Genomic DNA, 18,984 nt, shown 5'->3' with positions numbered 1-18,984 from the left:
CCCTTCAGCGGAACTGCCATCCGTAGAGGGACGATGAAAGGGAGGGCCCATGGCGAAGACCCGCGGCTCCGCACGTGCCGTGTCCGCCTCCGCGCTGGACTCGCTGACCTTCGCCCTGGACCGGGGCAGTCCCGTGCCGCTCTACTACCAGCTCGCCCAGCAGCTGGAGGAGGCGATCGAGCACGGGATCCTCGCCCCGGGCAACCTCCTGGGCAACGAGGTGGACCTGTCGGTACGGCTGGGCCTGTCCCGGCCCACCGTCCGGCAGGCCATCCAGTCCCTCGTCGACAAGGGGCTGCTGGTCCGGCGGCGCGGGGTGGGCACCCAGGTGGTGCACAGCCAGGTGAAACGGCCGCTTGAGCTCAGCAGCCTCTACGACGACCTGGAGGCGGCCGGGCAGGGCCCGACCACCGAGGTCGTCCGCAACGAGCGCGTCCCCGCGACCGCCGACGTCGCGGCCGCGCTCGGCATCGCGGAGGGCGCGGAGGTCACGGTCCTGGAACGGCTGCGCTGTACCCACGGCCAGCCCGTGGCCGTCCTGTGCAACTACCTGCCCGCGAGTCTGCTCGATCTCGGCACCGCCCGGCTGGAGGCGACCGGCCTGTACCGGATGATGCGCGCCGCCGGCATCACCCTGCACAGCGCCCGCCAGACCATCGGCGCCCGCTGCGCCACCGCCGAGGAGGCCGAGCGCCTCGACGAGAAGGAGGGCGCCGCCCTGCTGACCATGCAGCGCACGGCGTACGACGACACGGGGCGGCCGGTCGAGTACGGCACGCACATCTACCGCGCGTCCCGGTACGCGTTCGACTTCCAGTTGCTGGTCAGGCCCTGAGGCTCGCCGTGAACGGCGTGACGGGCCGCTGCAGCCGTTCGCCGTCCACGGTGAGGTCCACCGCCTCGTTGTAGAAGGCCAGGAGCCCCTTGACGGGGGCCACCGCGGGCAGCGGCTCGGCGTAGCACCACAGGATGTTCCGCGGGACCTCGCCCGCACCGCGCCAGGTCCAGTACTGGGCCCTGCCCTTGTACGGGCAGCCGGTGCGGTGGTCGGTGGGCTCGAACAGGTCGAGGCGGACGTCCTCGCGGGGCAGGTAGTACCGGGTCGGCAGCCCGGTCTCGAACAGCAGCACCGGGCGGTGGCTGTCCGCGACGACCGTGCCGCCGATCTCGACCCGGACATGGCGGCTGCTGGGCAGGGCGTCCACCCGTTTGTGCGGGTCGCGCGGGTGGACGAAGATCTCTTCCTCCTCCTCGTACCAGTGGTCCAGGCCGCTGCCCCAGCGGTGGAACCACTCGAAGGCGATGTGGTCGGCCAGGTCGGCGGCGGGGAACGTCCATGCCGCGTTCTCCACCACTTGCCCGTCGGCCTGGAGGTCGTAGAAGATCTGCGATCCGGTGTGGGAGCCCGGGCGCGGATCCTTGGCCGGGCGGAGGAGATCCGTGCGGACCTCCGCACGCGGGAACGCGTAGCACGGCACCGGCAGATCGGGCTCCCAGACCAGGACGGGGTGCCGGCTGTCTACGACGGTCACGTCACCCTTGCGTCCCCGCACCCAGCGCTCGCTGGGCTCCCACAGGAGCCCTTCCGGGGTCGTACGGACGGACCGCTCGTCGGGGAACAGAGGCATGGTCCACTCTCCTTCGGCTCCTCCTGGGAGCGTACTCCGGGAGGGGTCAGTGGGCCGCGTCGAGCCGGGCCCGCTGCTGCGGGGTCAGCTCCAGGTCCACCGCGGCCAGGCTCTCCTCCAGCTGGGCCACGGACGACGCTCCGACCAGCGGGACGACGGGCAACTCCGCGCCGATCTGCCAGGCCAGGACGACCTGGTTGACGGTGGCCCCGGTCTCCTGGGCCACCTCGCGCAGCGTCTTCAGGCGGGCCGGGGTGCCCGGGTGGTCGAAGTCGGCGGGCAGCCGGCCGGGGTGGGTGTAGGCGCCCTTCAGCAGCGGCGAGTAGGCGACCAGGGTCAGGCCGGGCTCCTCCCGCAGGTAGCTCAGCAGGTCGGGGCCGGCGTGGCCGAGGCTGCCGTCGGGGAACAGGTCCTCGGGGACGTCGAGGCGGGGCCGCAGATGGCTGTGGGCGTACTGGAGCACCTCGTAGCCGGGCAGTCCGGCCGCGGCGGCGAGGGCGCGGGCCCGCTCCACCCGCCAGACGGCGTGGTTGCTGACGCCGAGGAGGCCGACCGTGCCCTCGCCGACCAGCTCGGCGAACCCCTCGACGGTCTCTCGCAGCGGGACCTTGTGGTCCTCGATGTGGGCGTAGAGCAGGTCCAGCTTCGCCACGCCGAGCCGGTCGCGGCTGCGCTCGGCGGACTCCCGGATGACCTTCGCGGACAGGCCCTCGGCGTTGTCGACGTAACTGGTGCCGGGGGCCAGCGGGCGGGCGCCGAGCTTGGTGGCGATGACGATCTCGTCGCCGACGCCACGGCTGCGCCGCCAGCGGCCGAGCAGTTCCTCGCTCTGTCCCCCCTGGCCGCCGTCCTCCCAGAAGGCGTAGTTGTCGGACGTGTCGATGAAGGTCCCGCCGGCCTCGACATAGCGGTCGAGAACGGCGAAGGAGGTCTTCTCGTCGGTGCGTGAGCCGAACAGCATCGCGCCGAGGGCGAGAACGCTGACCTCGCGGCGGTTCTTCGGATCGGTGCCGATGGTGCGGTACTTCATGGCTGAGTCCCCTCCCGTTCGTGCGCCCGCTTTTCGGAGGCACGAACGGGAGTCTTCATCTTGAAGCGCACTTCAAGTCAAGGGCGTGGACGGTCACTTGGGGCTACTGGGCGAACGGGCCCTCCAGCGCCGCCCATTGCAGCAGCATGATCGTCTTGGCGTCGGCGATCTCCCCGGCTCGGATCATCTCCAGCGCCCTGCGGAAGGGCAGTTCGAGGATCTCGATGTCCTCGCCCTCCTCGTCCAGGCCGCCGCCCTCGTGGGTGCGGGTCGAGGGGCCGTAGGCGGCGGCGTAGAAACTGACGCGTTCGGTGACGGAGCCCGGACTCATGTAGACGTCGAAGACGTGCCGGACCTCGCCGATGGTGTGCCCGGTCTCCTCCACCACCTCGCGGCGCACGGCGATCTCCGGGTGCTCGTCATCGTCGTCGAGGAGCCCGCCCGGCGTCTCGATCAGCATGCCGTCGGGGTGGCCGTTGACGTACACGGGGAAGCGGAACTGGCGGGTGAGCAGGACGGTTTCGCGCTCGGCGTCGTACAGCAGCATGGTCGCCCCGTTGCCGCGGTCGTGCGTCTCGCGCTGCTGGGTGCTCCAGGTGCCGTCGGCGTGCTGGAAGTCGAAGGTGGTGGCGCGCTCGACGTACCAGTGGCTGGAGAGGAGCCGTACGTCCCGCACCTTGACACGGGGATTGCCGGTGAGGTCCCGGCCGGTCTGGTCGAGTCCGGTGCGGCCGCGGCGGTCGGGGGTGTCGATTCCGGCGGTCATCGGACACCGGCCGGGTGGCTGAGCGAGTTGGTCATGGCCCGCTTCTACCATCCCGGCCGGCCGGCGAACGAGGCCGCGTCCGGCGCGGTCGCGGTGGGCACGACCGCGGCCCGCCGCCGGCGGGCGCCGTCACCCACTGCTACCGAGGCCGGGCGATCTCCTCGACTCGGGTGTGCAGGTGCTCGACATGGTGCTCGGATTCCGGCTTCATCAGGACGCTGCGCAGGATCCTCGCCCCGTCGGCGTCCGCCGTGATCTTCGGATGGCGGGCGGCGAAATCCTCCCGGCCCGCCTTGAGGGTGCTGAGGAACACCGGGCGCTCGCTCGCCATGCCGTCGGCCAGGATGCGGGCGGAGGCCGCGTCGATGCCGGTCAGGGTGGCGGGTTCGACGACCGGGAAGTAGCCGACGATGTCCAGCTCGGGCTGCTGGTACAGCTCCAGCACGTCCGATGCGGTGATCAGTCCCGCCCAGTCGAGCGCGGCACGGCGCCCGGCCGCCAGGACCCGTCCGAGTCCGTCCGGGGTGGGCGGCAGGAGCTGGAAGGTGAGCCAGAGAGCCGCGGCGGCCGCGCCGGCCCGTGAGCACTCCAGGCTGATCTCGCCGAGATGGAGCTCGGTGGAGGTGAAGTAGGTGTACGGCGAGTCGTGGAGGTAGTGGCGGCCCACCTCGGGGTCGCGGAAGAGGACGGCGCCGCAGCCGTAGGGCTGGAGCCCGTGCTTGTGCGGGTCGACGACGATCGAGTCGCACCGCGCGATGGCCCGCCAGGGCTCGGGCGGCAGCCCTTCGGGGCCGTCGGCGCCCGCGAGCAGGGTGAAGAAGCCGCCGTAGGCGGCGTCGACGTGCAGGCGGACACCGTGGCGCTCCTTGAGGGCGAGGGCCTCGTGCACGGGGTCGACGACTCCGAGTCCGGTGGTGCCTGCGGTGAGGACCACGGTGCCGACCTCTCCGGTGCGCAGGAGGTCTTCCAGCGCCTGGAGGTCGAGGCGGCCCTGGCCGTCGGTGCGTACCGGGTGGCCTTTCACGCCCAGGACGTGGCACATGCGGCCGTGGGTGTAGTGGGCGTCGGCGCTGTAGGCGACGCCCCGGCCGGGGTGGAGTTCCCGGGCGACGAACAGGGCTTCGAGGTTGGCGATCGTGCCGCTGGTCGTGAGGTGGCCCAGGTGGGTGTCGTAGCCGAACATCGCGGCGAGCCGGGCGACGGCCTCGCGTTCCATACGGGCGGTGGCGGGGCCGCCGTCCAGGGCGTGGTTGTTGGGGTTGATCAGCATGGCGGTGAGGTAGCCGACCACCGCGGCCGGGTGCGGGGGCTTGAGCATCTGCCCCGCGTAATGCGGATGGAAGAAGGGGTAGTTGTCCTTCAGCCGCCCCGTGAACTCCGTGAAGGCCGCGGCGAAGCGCTCGTCGTCGACGAGCAGGGACGGGTGGGGCTCGTAGGTGCCGAAGGTGTCGGCCCAGTCCTGTATCGCGTGGGTGGCTCGGGCGAGCCAGTGCTGCAGATCCACTGATCTCCCTCTCGCTCTCGCTCGTCGGGGACGGGCACCCACTCTAGGATTTCGTTGACTAGTCAGCAATTGACTTCTCAACAGCTGAGACGGCAGTAGGTGATGGCGCAGTAAAGTGGGCGGGATGAGCACCTCGAACCGAGAGAACGGCGCGGCCGCCGCCCGCGCCGCGAACAGCCCGCTCGTGCGCGACTTCGGGCTGCTGATCAAGTGCGCCACGCGCCTGGAACAGCGCATCGACAGCGCCGTACGACGCGAGTGCGGGATCAGCCACACGATGCTGGAGGTGCTCATCCGGCTGTGCCGGCAGCCCGGTGAGGCGGTCTCGCAGCGCCAACTGGCCGACGATCTCACGCTCACCAGCAGCGGCACGACCCGTCTGATCGACCGCATGGAGACATCCGGGCTGGTCCGCCGCGTGCCCTCTCCCGAAGACCGCCGAGTGGCCCTGGTCGAACCGACCGAGCAGGGCCACTCGGTGTTCCTCGACGCCGCCGACGTCCACGCCCGTGTGGTCCGGCGCTACTTCGTCGATCCGCTGGACGCCCGGACCTACGACCGGCTGACCCACGCCCTGGACGAGATCAACAGCGCACTGCTCGAAGAGGCCGGGTGACGAGCGGGAACGCGCTCATCCCGTTCGGCGGACGGCACCGTCCACGGGGACGATCCGGCCGGTGACCTCACCGAACCCGATCAGTGTGCCGTCCGGTCCGGGCGCGGTCGCCGAGACGCCGACCTCGTCGCCGTCCTCCAGAAAGGCACGGGTGCTGCCGTCGGGCAGAGTGAGGGGCTCCCGGCCGCCCCAGCTCAGCTCGATCAGCGAGCCCCGCTGGTCCCGCTCCGGTCCGCTGACCGTGCCGGACGCGTAGAGGTCACCGGTACGGATCGACGCGCCGTTGACCGTCATGTGCGCCAGCATCTGCGCGGGCGTCCAGTACATCGTGGAGTAGGGCGGGCGTGAGACCGGATGCCCGTTGAGCCGGACCTCCATGGCCAGGTCCAGGCCCCAGTCGTCGGCGTCGGCCAGATACGGCAGCGGCTCCGGGTCCCTGGCCGGCGGGGCGACCCTCGCCCGGTCGAGGGCGTCCAGCGGTACGACCCACGGTGACACGGAGGTCGCGAACGACTTGGCCAGGAAGGGGCCCAGCGGCACGTACTCCCAGGACTGGAGATCACGCGCCGACCAGTCGTTGACCAGGCACACGCCGAACACGTGGTCGCAAAAACCCCGGACGCTCACCGGCCGCCCGAGCGACGAGCCCACCCCCACCACGAACCCGACCTCCGCCTCGATGTCGAGCATGCGCGACGGACCGAAGGTGGGCGCGGGGTCGTCCGGCGCCTTGCGCTGGCCCTGCGGGCGCGGCACGGGCGTGCCCGACACGACGATCGTGCCGGACCGTCCGTGGTAGCCGATCGGCAGGTGCTTCCAGTTCGGCGTCAGCGGCTCGGAGCCGGGGCGGAACATCCGCCCGATGTTGCTCGCGTGATGCTCACTGGCGTAGAAGTCGACGTAGTCGCCGACCGTGAACGGCAGGTGCGACCGCACCTCGGCGAGCGGCACCAGCGCGGGCTCCACGACCGGGCGTGCCCGCTCGTCGGTGAGCAGGGCGGTGATACGGGCCCGCACCTCGGTCCAACGCCGTCTGCCCTGGGCGAGGAAGCCGTTGAGCGCGGGCGCGGCGAACACCGGGTCGCCGAGTGCGGCGGCCAGGTCGAGCACCCGGTCGCCGATCCGCACGCCGACGCGGGGCTCCCCGCCCGCGTGGGAGAACACCCCGTACGGCAGGTTCGCGACGCCGAACGCCGAGTCCTTCGGCACGTCGAGCCAGGTCACCGGCACCCCTTTCGGATCGGGAAGTCATGGCCCTCGAACACGTCTCAGAAGTTGCCGCGCTTGGCCTGCTCGCGCTCGATCGCCTCGAACAGGGCCTGGAAGTTCCCCTTGCCGAAGCCCAGGGAGCCGTGGCGTTCGATGAACTCGAAGAACAGCGTGGGCCGGTCCCCGAGCGGCTTGGTGAAGATCTGCAGCAGGTAGCCGTCCTCGTCGCGGTCGACGAGGATGCCGCGCGAGGCCAGTTCCTCGATGGGGACCCGGACCTCGCCGATCCGGGCCCGCAGTTCGGGATCGGTGTAGTAGGTCTGAGGCGTGTGGAGGAACTCGACGCCCTTGGCCCTCAGCACGTCGACCGTGGTGATGATGTCGTTGGTGGCCAGGGCGAGGTGCTGGGCGCCGGGACCGCGGTAGAAGTCGAGGTACTCGTCGATCTGTGAGCGCTTCTTCGCGAGCGCCGGCTCGTTGAGCGGGAACTTCACCCGGTGGTTGCCGCTCGCGACCACCTTGCTCATCAGCGCCGAGTAGTCGGTGGCGATGTCGTCCCCGACGAACTCGGCCATGTTCGTGAACCCCATGACGCGGTTGTAGAAGTCGACCCACTCGTCCATCCGGCCGAGCTCCACGTTGCCCACGACGTGGTCGAGCGCCTGGAAGAGGCGCTTCGGCTCACCCTCGGGCTTCACATACCCCGAGGTGCGGGCGACGTAGCCGGGAAGGTAGGGACCGGTGTAGCGCGAGCGGTCCACCAGGGTGTGGCGGGTCTCGCCGTAGGCGGCGATGGCGGCGAGCCGGACGGTGCCGTGGTCGTCGGTGAGGTCGTGCGGTTCCCGCACAACGGTCGCGCCCTGGGCGCGGGCGTGGGCGACGCACCTGTCGACGTCGGGGACTTCGAGGGCGATGTCGATCACCCCGTCCCCGTGGCGGCGGTGGTGGTCGAGCAGTGTGCTGTCCGGGTCGACGCCGCCCTTGAGCACGAACCGGACCGCGCCGGAGCGGAGCACGAAGGCGTGGTGGTCGCGGTTGCCGGTCTCCGGGCCGGAGTAGGCGACCAGCTCCATCCCAAAGACCGCCTGGAAGTACAGCGCGGCCTGTGTCGCGTTGCCGACCGACCAGACCACCGCGTCCCAGCCGGTGACGGGGAAGGGATCGCTCTGCGCGTCGTACTCCACGAGTCCGACCAGTTGCCTGAGCTGGTCGAGGTCGAGCTCCGCAAGTCGTTCCTGGCTGGTGAGGGTGTCTTCGATGGTCACGCGTCGTCCTCTCGGCCTGGCTGCTGAGTCACTGGGCTGAGAGGACACACCAACGATCCCCGGCTGCACAAGAGTGCGCCCATCGACTGTCCATGCTGCTCACTTTGCAGGTCGAATCGCCTTACTGGCTGTACAAGTTGCCCAGTCATGCCGGAGGGCGATCCGGGCCGGGAGCTTTTGCCTGCAGAGGTATTGCCAGGCCCCCGAGGACGGGCCTACGTTCCCCGGGAGCAGCCACATTTTGAGAGCTCTACTCAAAGTATGAGAAGAATGAGAGGGATGAGAGGCGTATGACGCACTCACCTGGGCCGGCCACCGCGCCCGCTCGCGGCCCGCTGGCGGGAGTGAAGGTGCTTGACGCGGGCAACGTGTTCGCGGCCCCGTTCGCGGCGGCCCTGATGGGCGACCTGGGCGCCGACATCGTGAAGATCGAGGTCCCCTCGATCGGCGACCCGCTGCGAGGGCTCCAGCCCTTCGACGGTGACGAGTCGCTGCTGTGGGTCTCCCTGTCGCGCAACAAGCGATCGGTCACCCTCGATCTCCGCAAGGACGAGGGCCGTGAACTCTTCCTGCGCCTGGTCGCCGAGAACGACGTGCTGCTGGAGAACTTCCGGCCGGGCACACTCGACCGGTGGGGCCTGGACCTGCGGACCCTCCGCGAGGCGAACCCCGGGCTGGTGATCGTCCGTGTGAGCGGCTACGGCCAGACCGGCCCGTACGCGCCCCAGCCGGGCTTCGGGACACCGGCGACCGCGTTCAGCGGCTACGTCTACAGCACCGGTTTCCCCGACCGGCCCCCCGTGCTGCCGCCGATCAACCTGGTCGACTACGTCGCCGGACTCTTCGCCGCCTTCGGCGCGGTCGTGGCGCTCTACCACCGGGACGCGCGCGGTGGGCGGGCGCAGGAGGTGGACGTGGCGCTGTACGAGTCGATCCTCCGGTTCCTCGAGGGCTTCATCACCCAGTACGACCGGCTGGGCGTCGTCCACGAACGCCAGGGAAACCAGGTTCCCGCCACGGTGCCGTGCGGTCTCTTCCAGGCCGCGGACGGGGTCTGGATGGTGCTGTCCACCAGCACCGACAAGACGTTCGACCGGCTCGCCGAGCTGATGGGACGGGCCGACATGACCACCGACCCGCGCTACCGCACCAACCGGGTCCGCGTGGTCAACCGCGAGGCGGTCAACGGCATCGTCGCCGACTGGTTCGGCGCCCGCGGCGCCGACGAGATCCAGAAGGCCTGCGACGCCAGCGGCGTGCCGGTCTCCCGCGTCAACAGCATGGAGGACGTCTTCGCCGACCCGCATGTGAAGGAGCGTCAAAGTCTCGTCGAGGTCGAGCACCCCGGCCTCGGGACGCTGATCATGCCGGCCGTCGTACCGCGTTTCTCCGAGACCCCCGGAGAGGTCCGCTCGGCGGGTCCGGCGCTCGGCGAGCACACCCACGAGGTGCTCTCCGGGCTGGGGCTGAGCGCCGAGGACCTGGAGCGCCTCGCTCGGGCGGGGGTGATCTGAGGTGCGGGTCGAGATCACCGACGTGGTGCTCCGCGACGGGCTCCAGGACGAGGACGTCGTCGTCTCCACCACCGACAAGCTCGCGATCGCCGCCGCCCTGCGCGATGCCGGACTCACCGCGATCGAGGTGGCCTCGTTCGTGAACCCGGCGCGTGTGCCGCAGATGGCGGACGCGGCCGAGGTGGTCGCCGGCACCGGTCGACTGGGCGTACGGCGGCTGGCGCTCGCGCTCAACGGCAAAGGGGTGCGGCGTGCGGCCGCCTCCGGTGTCGAGGTGGTGGAGGTCGTCACCTCGGCGAGCGCCGGCCACAGTCGGGCCAACGCCGGCCGGGACGTGCGGCAGGCGATCGACGAACTGGCCGCGGCGGTCGCCGACCACCCCGGCACCTCGTTCGTGGCCGGCGTCTCCACCGCGTTCGTCTGCCCCTTCGACGGGCCGGTCCCGGCCGAGCAACTCGTCGACGTCGTCGAACGGATCGCCCGGATCGGCGTCGAACGGGTCGGGCTGGCCGACACGCTCGGCATCGCGGCACCCGAGTACGTCGCGGCATCGGTCGCCGCGGTCCAGGAGGCGCTCCCGGGCCTGGAGTTGGGGCTTCACCTGCACAACGCGAAGAACCAGGCGCTCGACACCGTCGACGCCGCCCTCGAACTCGGGATCCGTCACTTCGACAGTGCCGTCGGCGGCTACGGCGGCTGCCCGTTCGCCCCCGGCGCGCACGGCAACCTCGCCACCGAGGCCCTGGTGAACCACCTTCAGGCACGAGGCGTGGAGACCGGAATCGACCCCCGGAAACTGGCGGACGCCGCCCAGTTGGTCCAGCAGTCCCTCGCCCGCGGCGCGATGCTGCCGACCGGCTGATCCATGGCAGGAGTGTCATGACGTATCTGATCTCGATCGCCGCCTTGGTGGCCGTCTTCGCCATCGCGACCGTCCGGCCCGTCAACATGGGCATCCTGGGGTTCGCCGCCGCCTTCATCGTGGGCGGCTGGGTGTCCGGCATCTCCATCGAGGACATCCAGTCCTTCTTCCCCGGCGACATGTTCCTGGTCGTGTTCGGCATCACCCTGCTGTTCGGGGTCGCGCGGGCCAACGGCACCATCGACCTGATCATGAACGCCGCGCTGAAGCTGGTCCACGGCAAGCCCTGGGCCATCGTGTGGCTGATGTTCGCGCTCGCCGCGGCCCTGATGTCGCTGGGCTCCGTCCTCGCGGTCGGCATGCTCGCCCCGATGGCGATGCCCCTGGCCAGGAAGTACCGCATCGACCCCCTGCTCATGGGCATGATGCTGAGTCACGGTGCCCTGGCCGCGGCGTTCTCGCCGGTCACCGTGTACTCCGTCGGCATCGGTGAACTCACCCGGGACCAGGGCATCCACGTCTCGCCGCTGGTCCTCTTCATCGTCCCGTTCCTGCTCAACCTGCTGATCGCCGCCGTCCTCTTCTTCGTACGGGGCCGCGGCCTGCTGCGCTCCACCGAGTCGATCACCACCGAGGACCTCGTCGCCGAGGCAGCCGGCGGTGGAGCCACGTCCCGGCCGGCCGACGGGACGGGCGCCACGATCGCCACGCCACGGCCCACGACCCTGGTCACGGAGCCGACGGTGGCAAAGGCCCGGGGCGACCGGTTCACCCTCGACCACTGGCTGACCTTCGCCGCGATCGGCGGACTGCTCGTGGCCGCCCTGCTCACCATCGACGTCGGCGTCACCTCGACCTGCCTCGGCGCGTTCCTGCTGCTCGCGTCGCCCCGGTACGTCGAGCCCGCCATGAAGTCCATCTCGTGGCCGGCCGTGCTCCTGGTCTGCGGCGTCGTCACCTACATGGGTGTCCTGACCCACAACGGAACCCTGGAGTACGTGGGGCAGAAGGCGACCGAACTCCCCTGGCCGCTGCTCACCGCGCTGCTCCTGTGCGTGGCCGTCGGTCTCATCTCGGCCGTGGGCTCCTCGCTCGGCATCATCCTGATCGCCCTGCCCGTGGCCGCGCCGCTGCTGACCCAGGGCGGGCTGGGGGCGGCCGGCTTCGTGGTGGCCCTCGCCTTCTGCGCCACCGTCGTCGACGTCAGCCCCTTCTCGACCAACGGAGTCATCGTCCTGGCCAGCGCCCAGGTCGAGGACCGGATGCGCTTCCAACGCCAGATGCTGCGCTACTGCGGATATGTCGTGGTCACGGCGCCGCTCCTGGCCTGGGCGACGGTCCTGGTCCCGACATCCGTCTAGGGCCTGTTACGAAAGTGGCGCCTGCCGGCCGGCGCGGGCACGGGATCCAGGGTCCCGCACCCACCGTGCTCACATGCTGAGAGACTATTCTCATCCCTGTGAGGCAACCACAGACGACCACCGGTGTCGGGGTCCTGGACAAGGCCATGGCCATCGTCGACCTGTGCGCACGAGCGCCCGCGAACGGGAGCCATATCGCGCGGGAGCTGGACATGACGGTGCCGACCGCTCACCGGTTGGCGAACGCGCTGGTGGCTCACGGACTGCTGAGGCGTGACCCCGACGGCCGGTTCCACCTGGGTTCGCGTCTGGTCGCCGCCCAGATGACCGAGTTCGCCGGATCCGTTCTCACCCGGCTCACCAAGGAGATCAACGAGACCAGCCAGTTGTGGGTACCGAGAGGTGACGTGCGCGTCTGCACCGTCAGCGTCGAGGGCGACACCGAGCTGCGCGTCAGCCTCCCGGTCGGCAGCAGCCTCGCCATGAGCGAGGGCGGGTCCGCGGCCGCGGCACTGCAGGGCCGGCTCGGTCCCGAGGGGTGGGCGGAATCCGTCTCGCAACGGACCGTCGGCCTCGCCTCGGTCAGCGCCCCCGTCCACGTGCGCGGTGAGGCGGTGGCGGCCGTCTGCGTCATCGTCCCGGTGCCGAGGGTGACCACATCGCCCGGGCAGATGTACGGCAGGAAAGTCGTCACCGCAGCCGCCGAGATCGCGTCCGCCGCCGCGGCCGGTTGACCCCGGTGGCTGACGCCCAGGTCAGCGCCCCGCTGGTCGTCGCGGACGGGATCGCACCGGGGCTCAGGACAGCACGCGGTAGGTCACGTGCGTGACCAGTGCCGCCGACCGCGACTTCACCTGCTCCAGTTTCAGCGGCGGTACGCCCTCGAACAGCCGCGTGCCGGCGCCGAGCGTGAGCGGCACGATGTGCAGCCGCAGCTCGTCGATCAGACCGGCGGCCAGGTACTGGTTGATGGTGGTCGCGCCGCCGAGGACCGAGACATCGCCGTCGCCGGCCGCCGCGCGTGCCTGTGCCAGTGCCGCCGCGATGCCGTCGGTGACGAAGTGGTACGTGGTGCCGCCGTCCATCGGCTGCGGCTCGCGCGCGTGGTGGGTGAGCACGAACACCGGCGCGTGGAACGGCGAATCGTCGCCCCACCAGCCGTTCCACTGCCGATCCCATGCGCCACGCACCGGGCCGAACATGTTGCGCCCCATGATGAATGCCTCGGCGGCGGTCATCTGGTCGACCTCGGCCCGGTTCTCGTCGGGAGTGGCGAACATCCAGGCGTGCAGCTTGTCGCCCGAGCCGTCACCGCCGTCGTCGCCGAACGGGCGTTCCTCGGTCTGGTTGAGCCCGGCTGAGTACCCGTCGGCCGAGATCGTGATGTCGCAGGTCACCCTGCCCGTGCGTTCGGTCATCGCGCTCCTCCTCGGGGTGGCCAGAAAGAATCGAGGGCCTCGCCTCACCGAAGTGGAACAAGGCCCTGACTTGCGATGACAGTCGGTCAGAACGCCTTGGTTCGGTCGAAGTCAGTGATGTTGAGCTTGATGCCTTGCGTTTCCTTCAGCGTTGTGGGGAACTCGCCCGTGGCCGTCTGGCCAGGCTGAACGTTCGTTTCCAACTGGGTGCCGCTCGCTACTCGGGTGCCGTTGGCATCGACTGCTTCCCAGTCCCAGGTGTAGTTGGATTTCTCCGAGCTGTTGTTCTTGATCGTCCACGTCACCCAGATGTTGGTGATCCCGGCTTGCGAGCGGTCATCGAGCTTGAAGTTGATCAAGTCACTGCGCTCGTTGGCCCCGGGATCTTCCCGCCCGCCTTGCGGTGACTCTTCTTGCCGCTCTTCGGTCTGCGTTTCTCGGGTTGGAGCTGGAGTGGAGTCATCGTCCTCGGTGGTACAACCGCCGAGCGCCAGGCCGGTAGCTGCCGCAAGTGCTACAAAGACTGATGCAATACCTCGGTGCTTCATGGTGTGCCTCTTTTTGCTGCTACACCACATGTACACCCGTTGGGGTGGCTGTGCTTGGCGAAGGGTCGCCAGCGGGAATAAGGAGCCCGTAGACAGGCCTGGGGAGAGCTGACGACGACTTGATCAATAAAGCGCTGACGGCTGTTCCGTTGTTCCACCCCCGCTACAGGTCCGCAATCCAGGGGTGTCCCGGGTGCATACGGGCGAGTAGCTTGGCCAGGGTCTCGCGCTGAGCAGAGGTCATGTGCGGGACGGTCGCCTCGAAGTCTGTTTGATCCTTTCGACGGGCGTGCTTGGCCTTGAACAGCAGGACCAGTTCGGGTGCCAGATACGGGATGCCGTCCTGCGTGCGGTGGATGATGCCGCTGTAGGGAAGCCGGATCCTCTCGTCCCGTCGGCAGATCCAGGTGTCGCCGTCGTGCGGTTCGCGGAACACGTCGAGCAGGTAGTTTCCGGTGGCCGGATCGCGGAGCCAAGTCTGATGTACGGCGGCCAGCACCTCTGGTGTGGCGTCCTCCCAGATCCGGCCGCTGCCTACCGCGTCGAAGGCGTAGCCGGGGAAGCGGTCGCGGACTTCTGGAAAACTCGCGGCCGGAATCGCGATCTCGATGTCTCCATGAGCGCGCGTCTGCTTGCCGCGGAACAGGTCCAGCGCCCAGCCCGCGGCCACGTACCAAGGCGTGCTGCTCCCGGTCAGCTGCTGCGCGACCTCACTCGGGGCCCAGCAGGATGACCACCTGATGGGCAGGGCTTCGATGTCGTCGGGTGACAGCTCGATGCCGCCGCTGGGTAGCTGCTCGCTCACTGCAGGAACCTATCAGCGGAGTCGAAGGTCAGTGGGTGTGGTCGATGAAGGAGAGCAACCGGCCCTGGGAACCGTACGCCGCTCGCGATCACACATTTGTCACGAGCCGGTTGGACTCCTCGGCGAACTCGCGACAGTTGAGTACGAGAGCCCACCAGTACTGAGGCCGAACCCGGACAAGCCGACGGAGTGCAACGCGCTGGAGCTGGTGGCGCCGGAGTGGCTCCCCAAGAGCGCGCGGAAGCGCCACCGGCTCACGCAGGGGGTCGTGTACAGCTTCCTGCGCTATCACCCGGTACGGGCGCGGCCGCGGTGCGCACGTTCATCTGGGACGGGCAGCGGGAAATCTCGTACCGGGCCGGCTGGGCGCGGGAGATCGGTCGTCTCCCTCGCTGTGCAGGGAGGGGGTCGTGTACCGCTGGCTGCCCCGGCTGAGCGGCGAACTGGCTGTCATGCGGCCGCTGCTTCGCTGAGTCGCCGTTGGACCTCCTCGATGAAGAACAGAGGCGCGGTCGCGCCCCGGTAGGGATGGGAGTAGTGGCAGTGGCCTGTCTCCTCATCAAACTCGAAGTACGCCGTCCACGTTCCCCTGCCGGAGTTGGATCGGATCTTTGCTTCCACGTTGAAGCCACTCGTGGAGACGCTCATGATCTTCCCCACGCTTTCTGCGGCAGCGCGCACGATGGCGGCGAACTCAAGCTCCGCGGGTGTCGGAACCCTGGCATCGAGTGACTCGTCGGTCTCGACGTCCTCAGTGGCGTAGTTCTTCTGGGCGAGCTTGATGAGCAGGCCGCCGACCGCGACGACGGCCACGGCGCCGATGCCGAGGACGAGGAGGAGCTTCTTCTTGGACAGGGGCTTGGCGGTCTCGACAGAGGAGGGGTTTTCGCCGTCCTCGTCGGGGGTGCTCGGGTCGGGCACGGCGGCCTCCCTTTCCGGTTCAGGAGATCAGCCGCCAGAGTAGTTGGCTCGGTTCTCGCATAGCTACGGCAAGGTGTCGTCTGCGGGCACCCGTCATGGTCAGTGGCCGGGTCGTCCATCGCGGTAAACCGCGTATTCACTGCGGCCACCACTCTGGCAGGGCATCAGGGCATACATGTCCGATGAGACGACCCCAAAGCGGAATCACTACTACTGTCATCCCGTGCCCCATTGCCCCTCGTGGCGGACGCTGATCCGGCGGCGCCTGACGGACGATATGGAGACCAGAGCTTCACAGAGAGCTACTTGCCACTTCGCGGCAGCTTCGGGAGTACAGGGCCGACAAGGAAGGTATCTGTCGTGCTCGAGCACGCCCGGCATCACTCGGGGCGTGCGGGAAGGCGCGGCAGGGCCGGGTCGGCCATCCGCGAAGCCCACGTACGGCGGGCTGAAGCCAGAAGGAAGCAGCGGCCGAGATGGAATCTGCGGGGCTGCTCAGGGGCGAAGGATCACGGCGGGCAGGCGGCGGCGCTGGGCGTCATGGGCATGCGCGCTCTCTCCTGCAGGCATCGGTCTTCGCCGGGGGCTTCGTCGGCCCCGATCCGGCTGACGGTCAGGGGAATGATCTATCCCGCACCATGGGAGCGGGGACGGCGCGGAGCCGACCCCGACGATCACTCACTCGTCGGCCGTCTGTGGCCTTGGCGACAGATGGGAAGGGCGCTCGTGTGAGCAGCGAGCACATGCAGATCGGCGAGGTCGCCGCACGGGCCGAGCTGTCGCTGCGCACCATCCGGTACTACGAGGAGACCGGCCTGGTCATCCCCTCCGCTCGTTCCCAGGGCGGCTTCCGTCTCTACACCGAGGCCGACGTGGCTCGCCTGATGGTTATCCGTCGTATGAAGCCGCTCGGCTTCACTCTCGACGAGATGCGGGATCTGCTGGAGGTCACCGACCGCCTCGACTCCGGCGAGGAGCTGACGGTGGACGAGCGGGAGACCCTGCTGGGGCGCGTCCGCGGATACGAGCAGGGTGCCGCCGAGCAGGTGGAGAGGCTCCGCACCCAGCTGGCGCGGGCCGAGGAATTCGCTGCCACGCTGCGCGAGCGCCTGGCACGGGACCAGGTCGCCGCGCCTTAGAAGCCGTCCGGTCACCCGATACCCCGGCATCCGGGCAACAGAGGAGCCACCGTGAACAGGTTCTGCTGGATGGACCTCAAAACCCGCGACCTGCCTGGTACTGCGGCCTTCTTCTCGACGGTGTGGGCTGGCGCTTCGCGGTGGATGAGGACGGCTGGCGCAAGGCCACCAGATTTGCCGCCAACGGCTACCAGATCGGCGGTGCCGTCGGTCTGGCCGCTCTGGTCACCCTCGCCGCAGCCACCGCAGGCACGGCTGCCTCCTACCGGACGGTGTTCGTGGCCCTCGCGGCCGTGTGCACGACCGTTGCCGCGCTGGCCTTCGCGCTGCCCGGCCCGCGCCGCCGAGGGGCAGCCGCGGCACCGGGGAGGAGGTAAGAGCCGGGCTGCCCCCTTGTTCACGAAGTGCTGTCGCGATCAGGTGCCATGTCATGCCTGGTCGCCGACTTGGGCCGCGTGTGGATCGTCCTTGCCCAGCTCCGCGTCGTCGCTCGGCTGGTCGGGTTCCCGCAGCCGGAACAGCGCGGCCAGGATGCCCGCAGTACCGGTCGCCGCGACCAGCGAACCGGTGGCGATCGAGGTGGCGTCGATCAACGGACCGAACACCAGAGGCGAGCCGAACTGCCCGCCGAACAGCGCCGTGGCCTGCAACGAATTCGCGGTGCCACGCTGTTCGGCCGGAGCCGAACGGTCGACCAGGACGGTGAGGGTGGGCATCATGATGCCGCTGCCGACGCCGGTCAGTACTGGCACGAGGAGCAAAGGCCCCCAGTGTCCGGCGACGGCGAACAGCACCAGCCCCGCTGTCCAGGCACCGACCGCGCACCGCATCAACACCACATAGCCGAAGCGGGCGGTGAGCTTGGCGTAGGTCAGGCCGATCAGGCTCGCGGCGCCGGAGGACAGCACGATGCCGTACAGCGCGACCACCAGTGTGTCGTGAATGCCCAGCTGGTCCAGGCGGCGAGGCAGGGAGACCGCCAGCACCATCATCAGCCCGGTGCTGGCCACCCACAGTCCGCACAGTCCCAGCACCAGCGGGTGCTCGCGCAGTAGCCGGACAGCCCCGCCACGAGGCCCTTTCGTCTTCGGGCTGTTCTGGCTTGCCGGGGTGGCCTCGGGCAGGGTGAGCAAAGTGGCGGCGCCCAGCGGCAGGCCGATCAGGTAGATGGCGAACGGTGCGTGCCAGGAGTGGTTGCCCAGAGCGCCGGCCGCGAGGGGGTAGGCAAAGCCGCCCGCTGTGGTGGCGGCGGTGCGCCAGCCCATCACTTTGTCGCGTATCTCTCCCCGGTACAGGCCCAGCAGGGCGGCGGTGGAGCAGGTGAACACCGCCGCCGCACCCACGCCCAGAACCAAGCGGGAGGCAAACAGCACCGGGTAGGAGTCGATGACCAGGCCCGCGCCGCCGCCCAGCCCGTACACCACGAGCCCCGCGGCGAGTGGGATTCGGACGCCGAAGCGGTCGGTGGCCCGCCCGACCAGGGGGCTGACCAGGGCAATGGCCAGACTGTGGGAGGTCAGCACCAACCCGGCCTCGGTGCCGCCCACATCGAGGGCCTGGCGGATCACCTCGATGACCGGGGCGATGGTGGCGCCGCCCATCACCCCCAGCGTGGAGGCAAGCAGCAGCACCGTCAGCGAGCCCCGCCCCGCATCCGCAGTGCCCTTCGACGTCGCGGCGTCAGCGGACATCACGGTGCCGTGGTCAGGGCGGTGTGCAGGTGCCAGCGGCGGTATCCGCACGGCCGCACACCCTCGATCTCGCCGGTGATGCGGCTCCGGATGCGCTGCGGGTTATCGGCGGTGACGGCGTCGATATGGGCCTGCTCGCCCGTCCACTCCGCATAGTTGAAGACCCGGGTGCCATCGGCACTGGTGTGAAAGTGCGCGGCGATCGAACCAGGCATCGGCGGCACGTCCTTGGTCATCGTGAACACCTCGTCGATGAAGTGCCGCTGCCGCTCCGGCCCGTCCACATCGAACACCGGGGTGACCACACACCCCGCCTCAGCGTGCCCGGCCACGCTCACATGGGAGCGGTGCAGGCGGTAGCGGACCGGCGCGGACGGCTCGGTGCCCACGATCCCCGGCACGTACGGCGCCGGTGAGGCCAGAGCCGCATCGAGGGAGGCATCGTCGGCCCACTGCTCGTACGCCATCAACGCCTGCCCGTCGGTACTGGCGAACAACGACCAGCTCAACAGCCCACCCGGCCAGGGCCCCTGCTCCCGGCCGTTTGCCGCTGCTTCGGCCAGGACCTGCTGGAGCGCGGCGTCGCCCGCGTGCCGCACCGTGATCACCACCGTGCACGCATCGGCGCGGGTGACCTCGGGCGGAATTTCGGTACGGCGTATCACGACAGCTCTCCCCACATGTCGAACGGGCGGGCAGGGCGAGGC

General features: G+C 69.6%; 20 protein-coding genes. 8 read left to right on the top strand and 12 right to left on the bottom strand.

Translation table 11 applies throughout. The features are described 5' to 3' along the window. Positions 1-49: 49 nt before the first annotated feature. Positions 50-835 carry a GntR family transcriptional regulator gene (locus ABZ078_RS29640; RefSeq protein WP_356580237.1) on the top strand — a complete coding sequence of 262 codons (786 nt, stop codon included), beginning with the start codon at positions 50-52 and terminating at the stop codon, positions 833-835. Here ABZ078_RS29640 and ABZ078_RS29635 read toward each other — a convergent pair. The 4 genes from ABZ078_RS29635 to ABZ078_RS29620 form a co-directional block, all read right to left on the bottom strand. Continuing rightward, the gene (locus tag ABZ078_RS29635) at positions 825-1,628 is read right to left on the bottom strand and encodes a DUF427 domain-containing protein (RefSeq protein ID WP_356580236.1); all 804 of its coding nucleotides are present in this window, start codon (positions 1,626-1,628) and stop codon (positions 825-827) included. The genes ABZ078_RS29640 and ABZ078_RS29635 overlap by 11 nt on opposite strands. 46 nt (positions 1,629-1,674) lie before the next feature. Continuing rightward, the gene (locus tag ABZ078_RS29630; RefSeq protein ID WP_356580235.1) at positions 1,675-2,658 is read right to left on the bottom strand and encodes an aldo/keto reductase; all 984 of its coding nucleotides are present in this window, start codon (positions 2,656-2,658) and stop codon (positions 1,675-1,677) included. Between the two features lie 103 nt (positions 2,659-2,761). Then, entirely contained in the window at positions 2,762-3,424 is a 663-nt protein-coding gene (locus ABZ078_RS29625) for an NUDIX domain-containing protein (RefSeq protein ID WP_356580233.1), read from the bottom strand. A 139-nt stretch (positions 3,425-3,563) separates the two neighbouring features. Beyond that, the gene (locus ABZ078_RS29620; RefSeq protein ID WP_356580231.1) at positions 3,564-4,928 is read right to left on the bottom strand and encodes an aminotransferase class I/II-fold pyridoxal phosphate-dependent enzyme; all 1,365 of its coding nucleotides are present in this window, start codon (positions 4,926-4,928) and stop codon (positions 3,564-3,566) included. Positions 4,929-5,052: 124 nt separating this feature from the next. Here ABZ078_RS29620 and ABZ078_RS29615 point away from each other — a divergent pair, with 124 nt between their 5' ends. Continuing rightward, the gene (locus ABZ078_RS29615) at positions 5,053-5,544 is read left to right on the top strand and encodes a MarR family transcriptional regulator (RefSeq protein WP_356580229.1); all 492 of its coding nucleotides are present in this window, start codon (positions 5,053-5,055) and stop codon (positions 5,542-5,544) included. Positions 5,545-5,559: 15 nt separating this feature from the next. Here the strand turns inward: ABZ078_RS29615 and fahA are convergent, their stop codons facing one another. Together fahA and hppD are read right to left on the bottom strand one after the other, a co-directional pair. Further along, positions 5,560-6,768 carry a fumarylacetoacetase gene (fahA, locus tag ABZ078_RS29610; protein WP_356580227.1) on the bottom strand — a complete coding sequence of 403 codons (1,209 nt, stop codon included), beginning with the start codon at positions 6,766-6,768 and terminating at the stop codon, positions 5,560-5,562. A gap of 44 nt (positions 6,769-6,812) precedes the next feature. Beyond that, on the bottom strand, positions 6,813-7,949 hold the full coding sequence (hppD, locus tag ABZ078_RS29605) for a 4-hydroxyphenylpyruvate dioxygenase (protein WP_356580258.1): 1,137 nt from the start codon (positions 7,947-7,949) through the stop codon (positions 6,813-6,815). 359 nt (positions 7,950-8,308) lie between these two features. Between hppD and ABZ078_RS29600 the strand changes: the two genes are divergently transcribed. From ABZ078_RS29600 to ABZ078_RS29585, 4 genes are all read left to right on the top strand, one after another. Continuing rightward, positions 8,309-9,532 carry a CaiB/BaiF CoA-transferase family protein gene (locus ABZ078_RS29600; RefSeq protein ID WP_356580225.1) on the top strand — a complete coding sequence of 408 codons (1,224 nt, stop codon included), beginning with the start codon at positions 8,309-8,311 and terminating at the stop codon, positions 9,530-9,532. A 1-nt stretch (position 9,533) separates the two neighbouring features. After that, positions 9,534-10,394, top strand: coding sequence for a hydroxymethylglutaryl-CoA lyase (locus ABZ078_RS29595; RefSeq protein ID WP_356580223.1), 861 nt, complete (start codon positions 9,534-9,536; stop codon positions 10,392-10,394). 17 nt (positions 10,395-10,411) lie between these two features. Next, positions 10,412-11,755: an SLC13 family permease gene (locus tag ABZ078_RS29590; protein ID WP_356580221.1), complete on the top strand. Its 1,344-nt coding sequence runs from the start codon at positions 10,412-10,414 to the stop codon at positions 11,753-11,755. A 98-nt stretch (positions 11,756-11,853) separates the two neighbouring features. Continuing rightward, the gene (locus ABZ078_RS29585; RefSeq protein WP_356580219.1) at positions 11,854-12,489 is read left to right on the top strand and encodes a helix-turn-helix domain-containing protein; all 636 of its coding nucleotides are present in this window, start codon (positions 11,854-11,856) and stop codon (positions 12,487-12,489) included. Between the two features lie 63 nt (positions 12,490-12,552). Here ABZ078_RS29585 and ABZ078_RS29580 read toward each other — a convergent pair whose 3' ends face one another. The 4 genes from ABZ078_RS29580 to ABZ078_RS29565 all read right to left on the bottom strand — a co-directional run bounded on the left by ABZ078_RS29580 (position 12,553) and on the right by ABZ078_RS29565 (position 15,447). After that, positions 12,553-13,173, bottom strand: a complete 621-nt coding sequence (locus ABZ078_RS29580; protein ID WP_356580217.1) for a dihydrofolate reductase family protein — start codon at positions 13,171-13,173, stop codon at positions 12,553-12,555. An 86-nt stretch (positions 13,174-13,259) separates the two neighbouring features. Continuing rightward, positions 13,260-13,721, bottom strand: coding sequence for a hypothetical protein (locus ABZ078_RS29575; RefSeq protein ID WP_356580215.1), 462 nt, complete (start codon positions 13,719-13,721; stop codon positions 13,260-13,262). Between the two features lie 163 nt (positions 13,722-13,884). Beyond that, a complete protein-coding gene (locus ABZ078_RS29570; protein WP_356580213.1) occupies positions 13,885-14,526 on the bottom strand; it encodes a hypothetical protein in 642 nt (213 codons plus the stop codon). Between the two features lie 450 nt (positions 14,527-14,976). Then, positions 14,977-15,447, bottom strand: a complete 471-nt coding sequence (locus ABZ078_RS29565; protein WP_356580212.1) for a hypothetical protein — start codon at positions 15,445-15,447, stop codon at positions 14,977-14,979. 728 nt (positions 15,448-16,175) lie between these two features. Here ABZ078_RS29565 and ABZ078_RS29560 point away from each other — a divergent pair. Beyond that, the gene (locus ABZ078_RS29560; protein WP_356580210.1) at positions 16,176-16,586 is read left to right on the top strand and encodes a MerR family transcriptional regulator; all 411 of its coding nucleotides are present in this window, start codon (positions 16,176-16,178) and stop codon (positions 16,584-16,586) included. A 122-nt stretch (positions 16,587-16,708) separates the two neighbouring features. Next, complete coding sequence (locus ABZ078_RS29555) at positions 16,709-16,963, top strand: hypothetical protein (protein WP_356580208.1); 255 nt, start codon at positions 16,709-16,711, stop codon at positions 16,961-16,963. Between the two features lie 51 nt (positions 16,964-17,014). Here the strand turns inward: ABZ078_RS29555 and ABZ078_RS29550 are convergent, their stop codons facing one another. Both ABZ078_RS29550 and ABZ078_RS29545 read right to left on the bottom strand, forming a co-directional pair. After that, positions 17,015-18,277: an MFS transporter gene (locus ABZ078_RS29550; RefSeq protein WP_356580206.1), complete on the bottom strand. Its 1,263-nt coding sequence runs from the start codon at positions 18,275-18,277 to the stop codon at positions 17,015-17,017. Continuing rightward, positions 18,277-18,942 carry a hypothetical protein gene (locus ABZ078_RS29545; protein WP_356580204.1) on the bottom strand — a complete coding sequence of 222 codons (666 nt, stop codon included), beginning with the start codon at positions 18,940-18,942 and terminating at the stop codon, positions 18,277-18,279. Before ABZ078_RS29545 ends, ABZ078_RS29550 begins: the two co-directional genes overlap by 1 nt. Between the last annotated feature and the right edge of the window lie 42 nt (positions 18,943-18,984).

This window comes from Streptomyces sp. NPDC006385, from assembly GCF_040612485.1.
GTDB lineage: Bacteria > Actinomycetota > Actinomycetes > Streptomycetales > Streptomycetaceae > Streptomyces.
Note: the sequence above shows the minus strand (reverse complement) of the source record. Positions and strands in the feature narration are given on the sequence as shown.

Bases quoted from the DNA above. Each gene is read 5' to 3' on its own strand.
- ABZ078_RS29600 (WP_356580225.1), top strand. From the start codon at position 8,309: ATGACGCACTCACCTGGGCCGGCCACCGCGCCCGCTCGCGGCCCGCTG.
- ABZ078_RS29580 (WP_356580217.1), bottom strand. From the start codon at position 13,173: ATGACCGAACGCACGGGCAGGGTGACCTGCGACATCACGATCTCGGCC.
- ABZ078_RS29575 (WP_356580215.1), bottom strand. From the start codon at position 13,721: ATGAAGCACCGAGGTATTGCATCAGTCTTTGTAGCACTTGCGGCAGCT.
- ABZ078_RS29550 (WP_356580206.1), bottom strand. From the start codon at position 18,277: ATGTCCGCTGACGCCGCGACGTCGAAGGGCACTGCGGATGCGGGGCGG.
- ABZ078_RS29590 (WP_356580221.1), top strand. From the start codon at position 10,412: ATGACGTATCTGATCTCGATCGCCGCCTTGGTGGCCGTCTTCGCCATC.
- ABZ078_RS29630 (WP_356580235.1), bottom strand. From the start codon at position 2,658: ATGAAGTACCGCACCATCGGCACCGATCCGAAGAACCGCCGCGAGGTC.
- ABZ078_RS29640 (WP_356580237.1), top strand. From the start codon at position 50: ATGGCGAAGACCCGCGGCTCCGCACGTGCCGTGTCCGCCTCCGCGCTG.
- ABZ078_RS29635 (WP_356580236.1), bottom strand. From the start codon at position 1,628: ATGCCTCTGTTCCCCGACGAGCGGTCCGTCCGTACGACCCCGGAAGGG.
- ABZ078_RS29615 (WP_356580229.1), top strand. From the start codon at position 5,053: ATGAGCACCTCGAACCGAGAGAACGGCGCGGCCGCCGCCCGCGCCGCG.
- ABZ078_RS29625 (WP_356580233.1), bottom strand. From the start codon at position 3,424: ATGACCGCCGGAATCGACACCCCCGACCGCCGCGGCCGCACCGGACTC.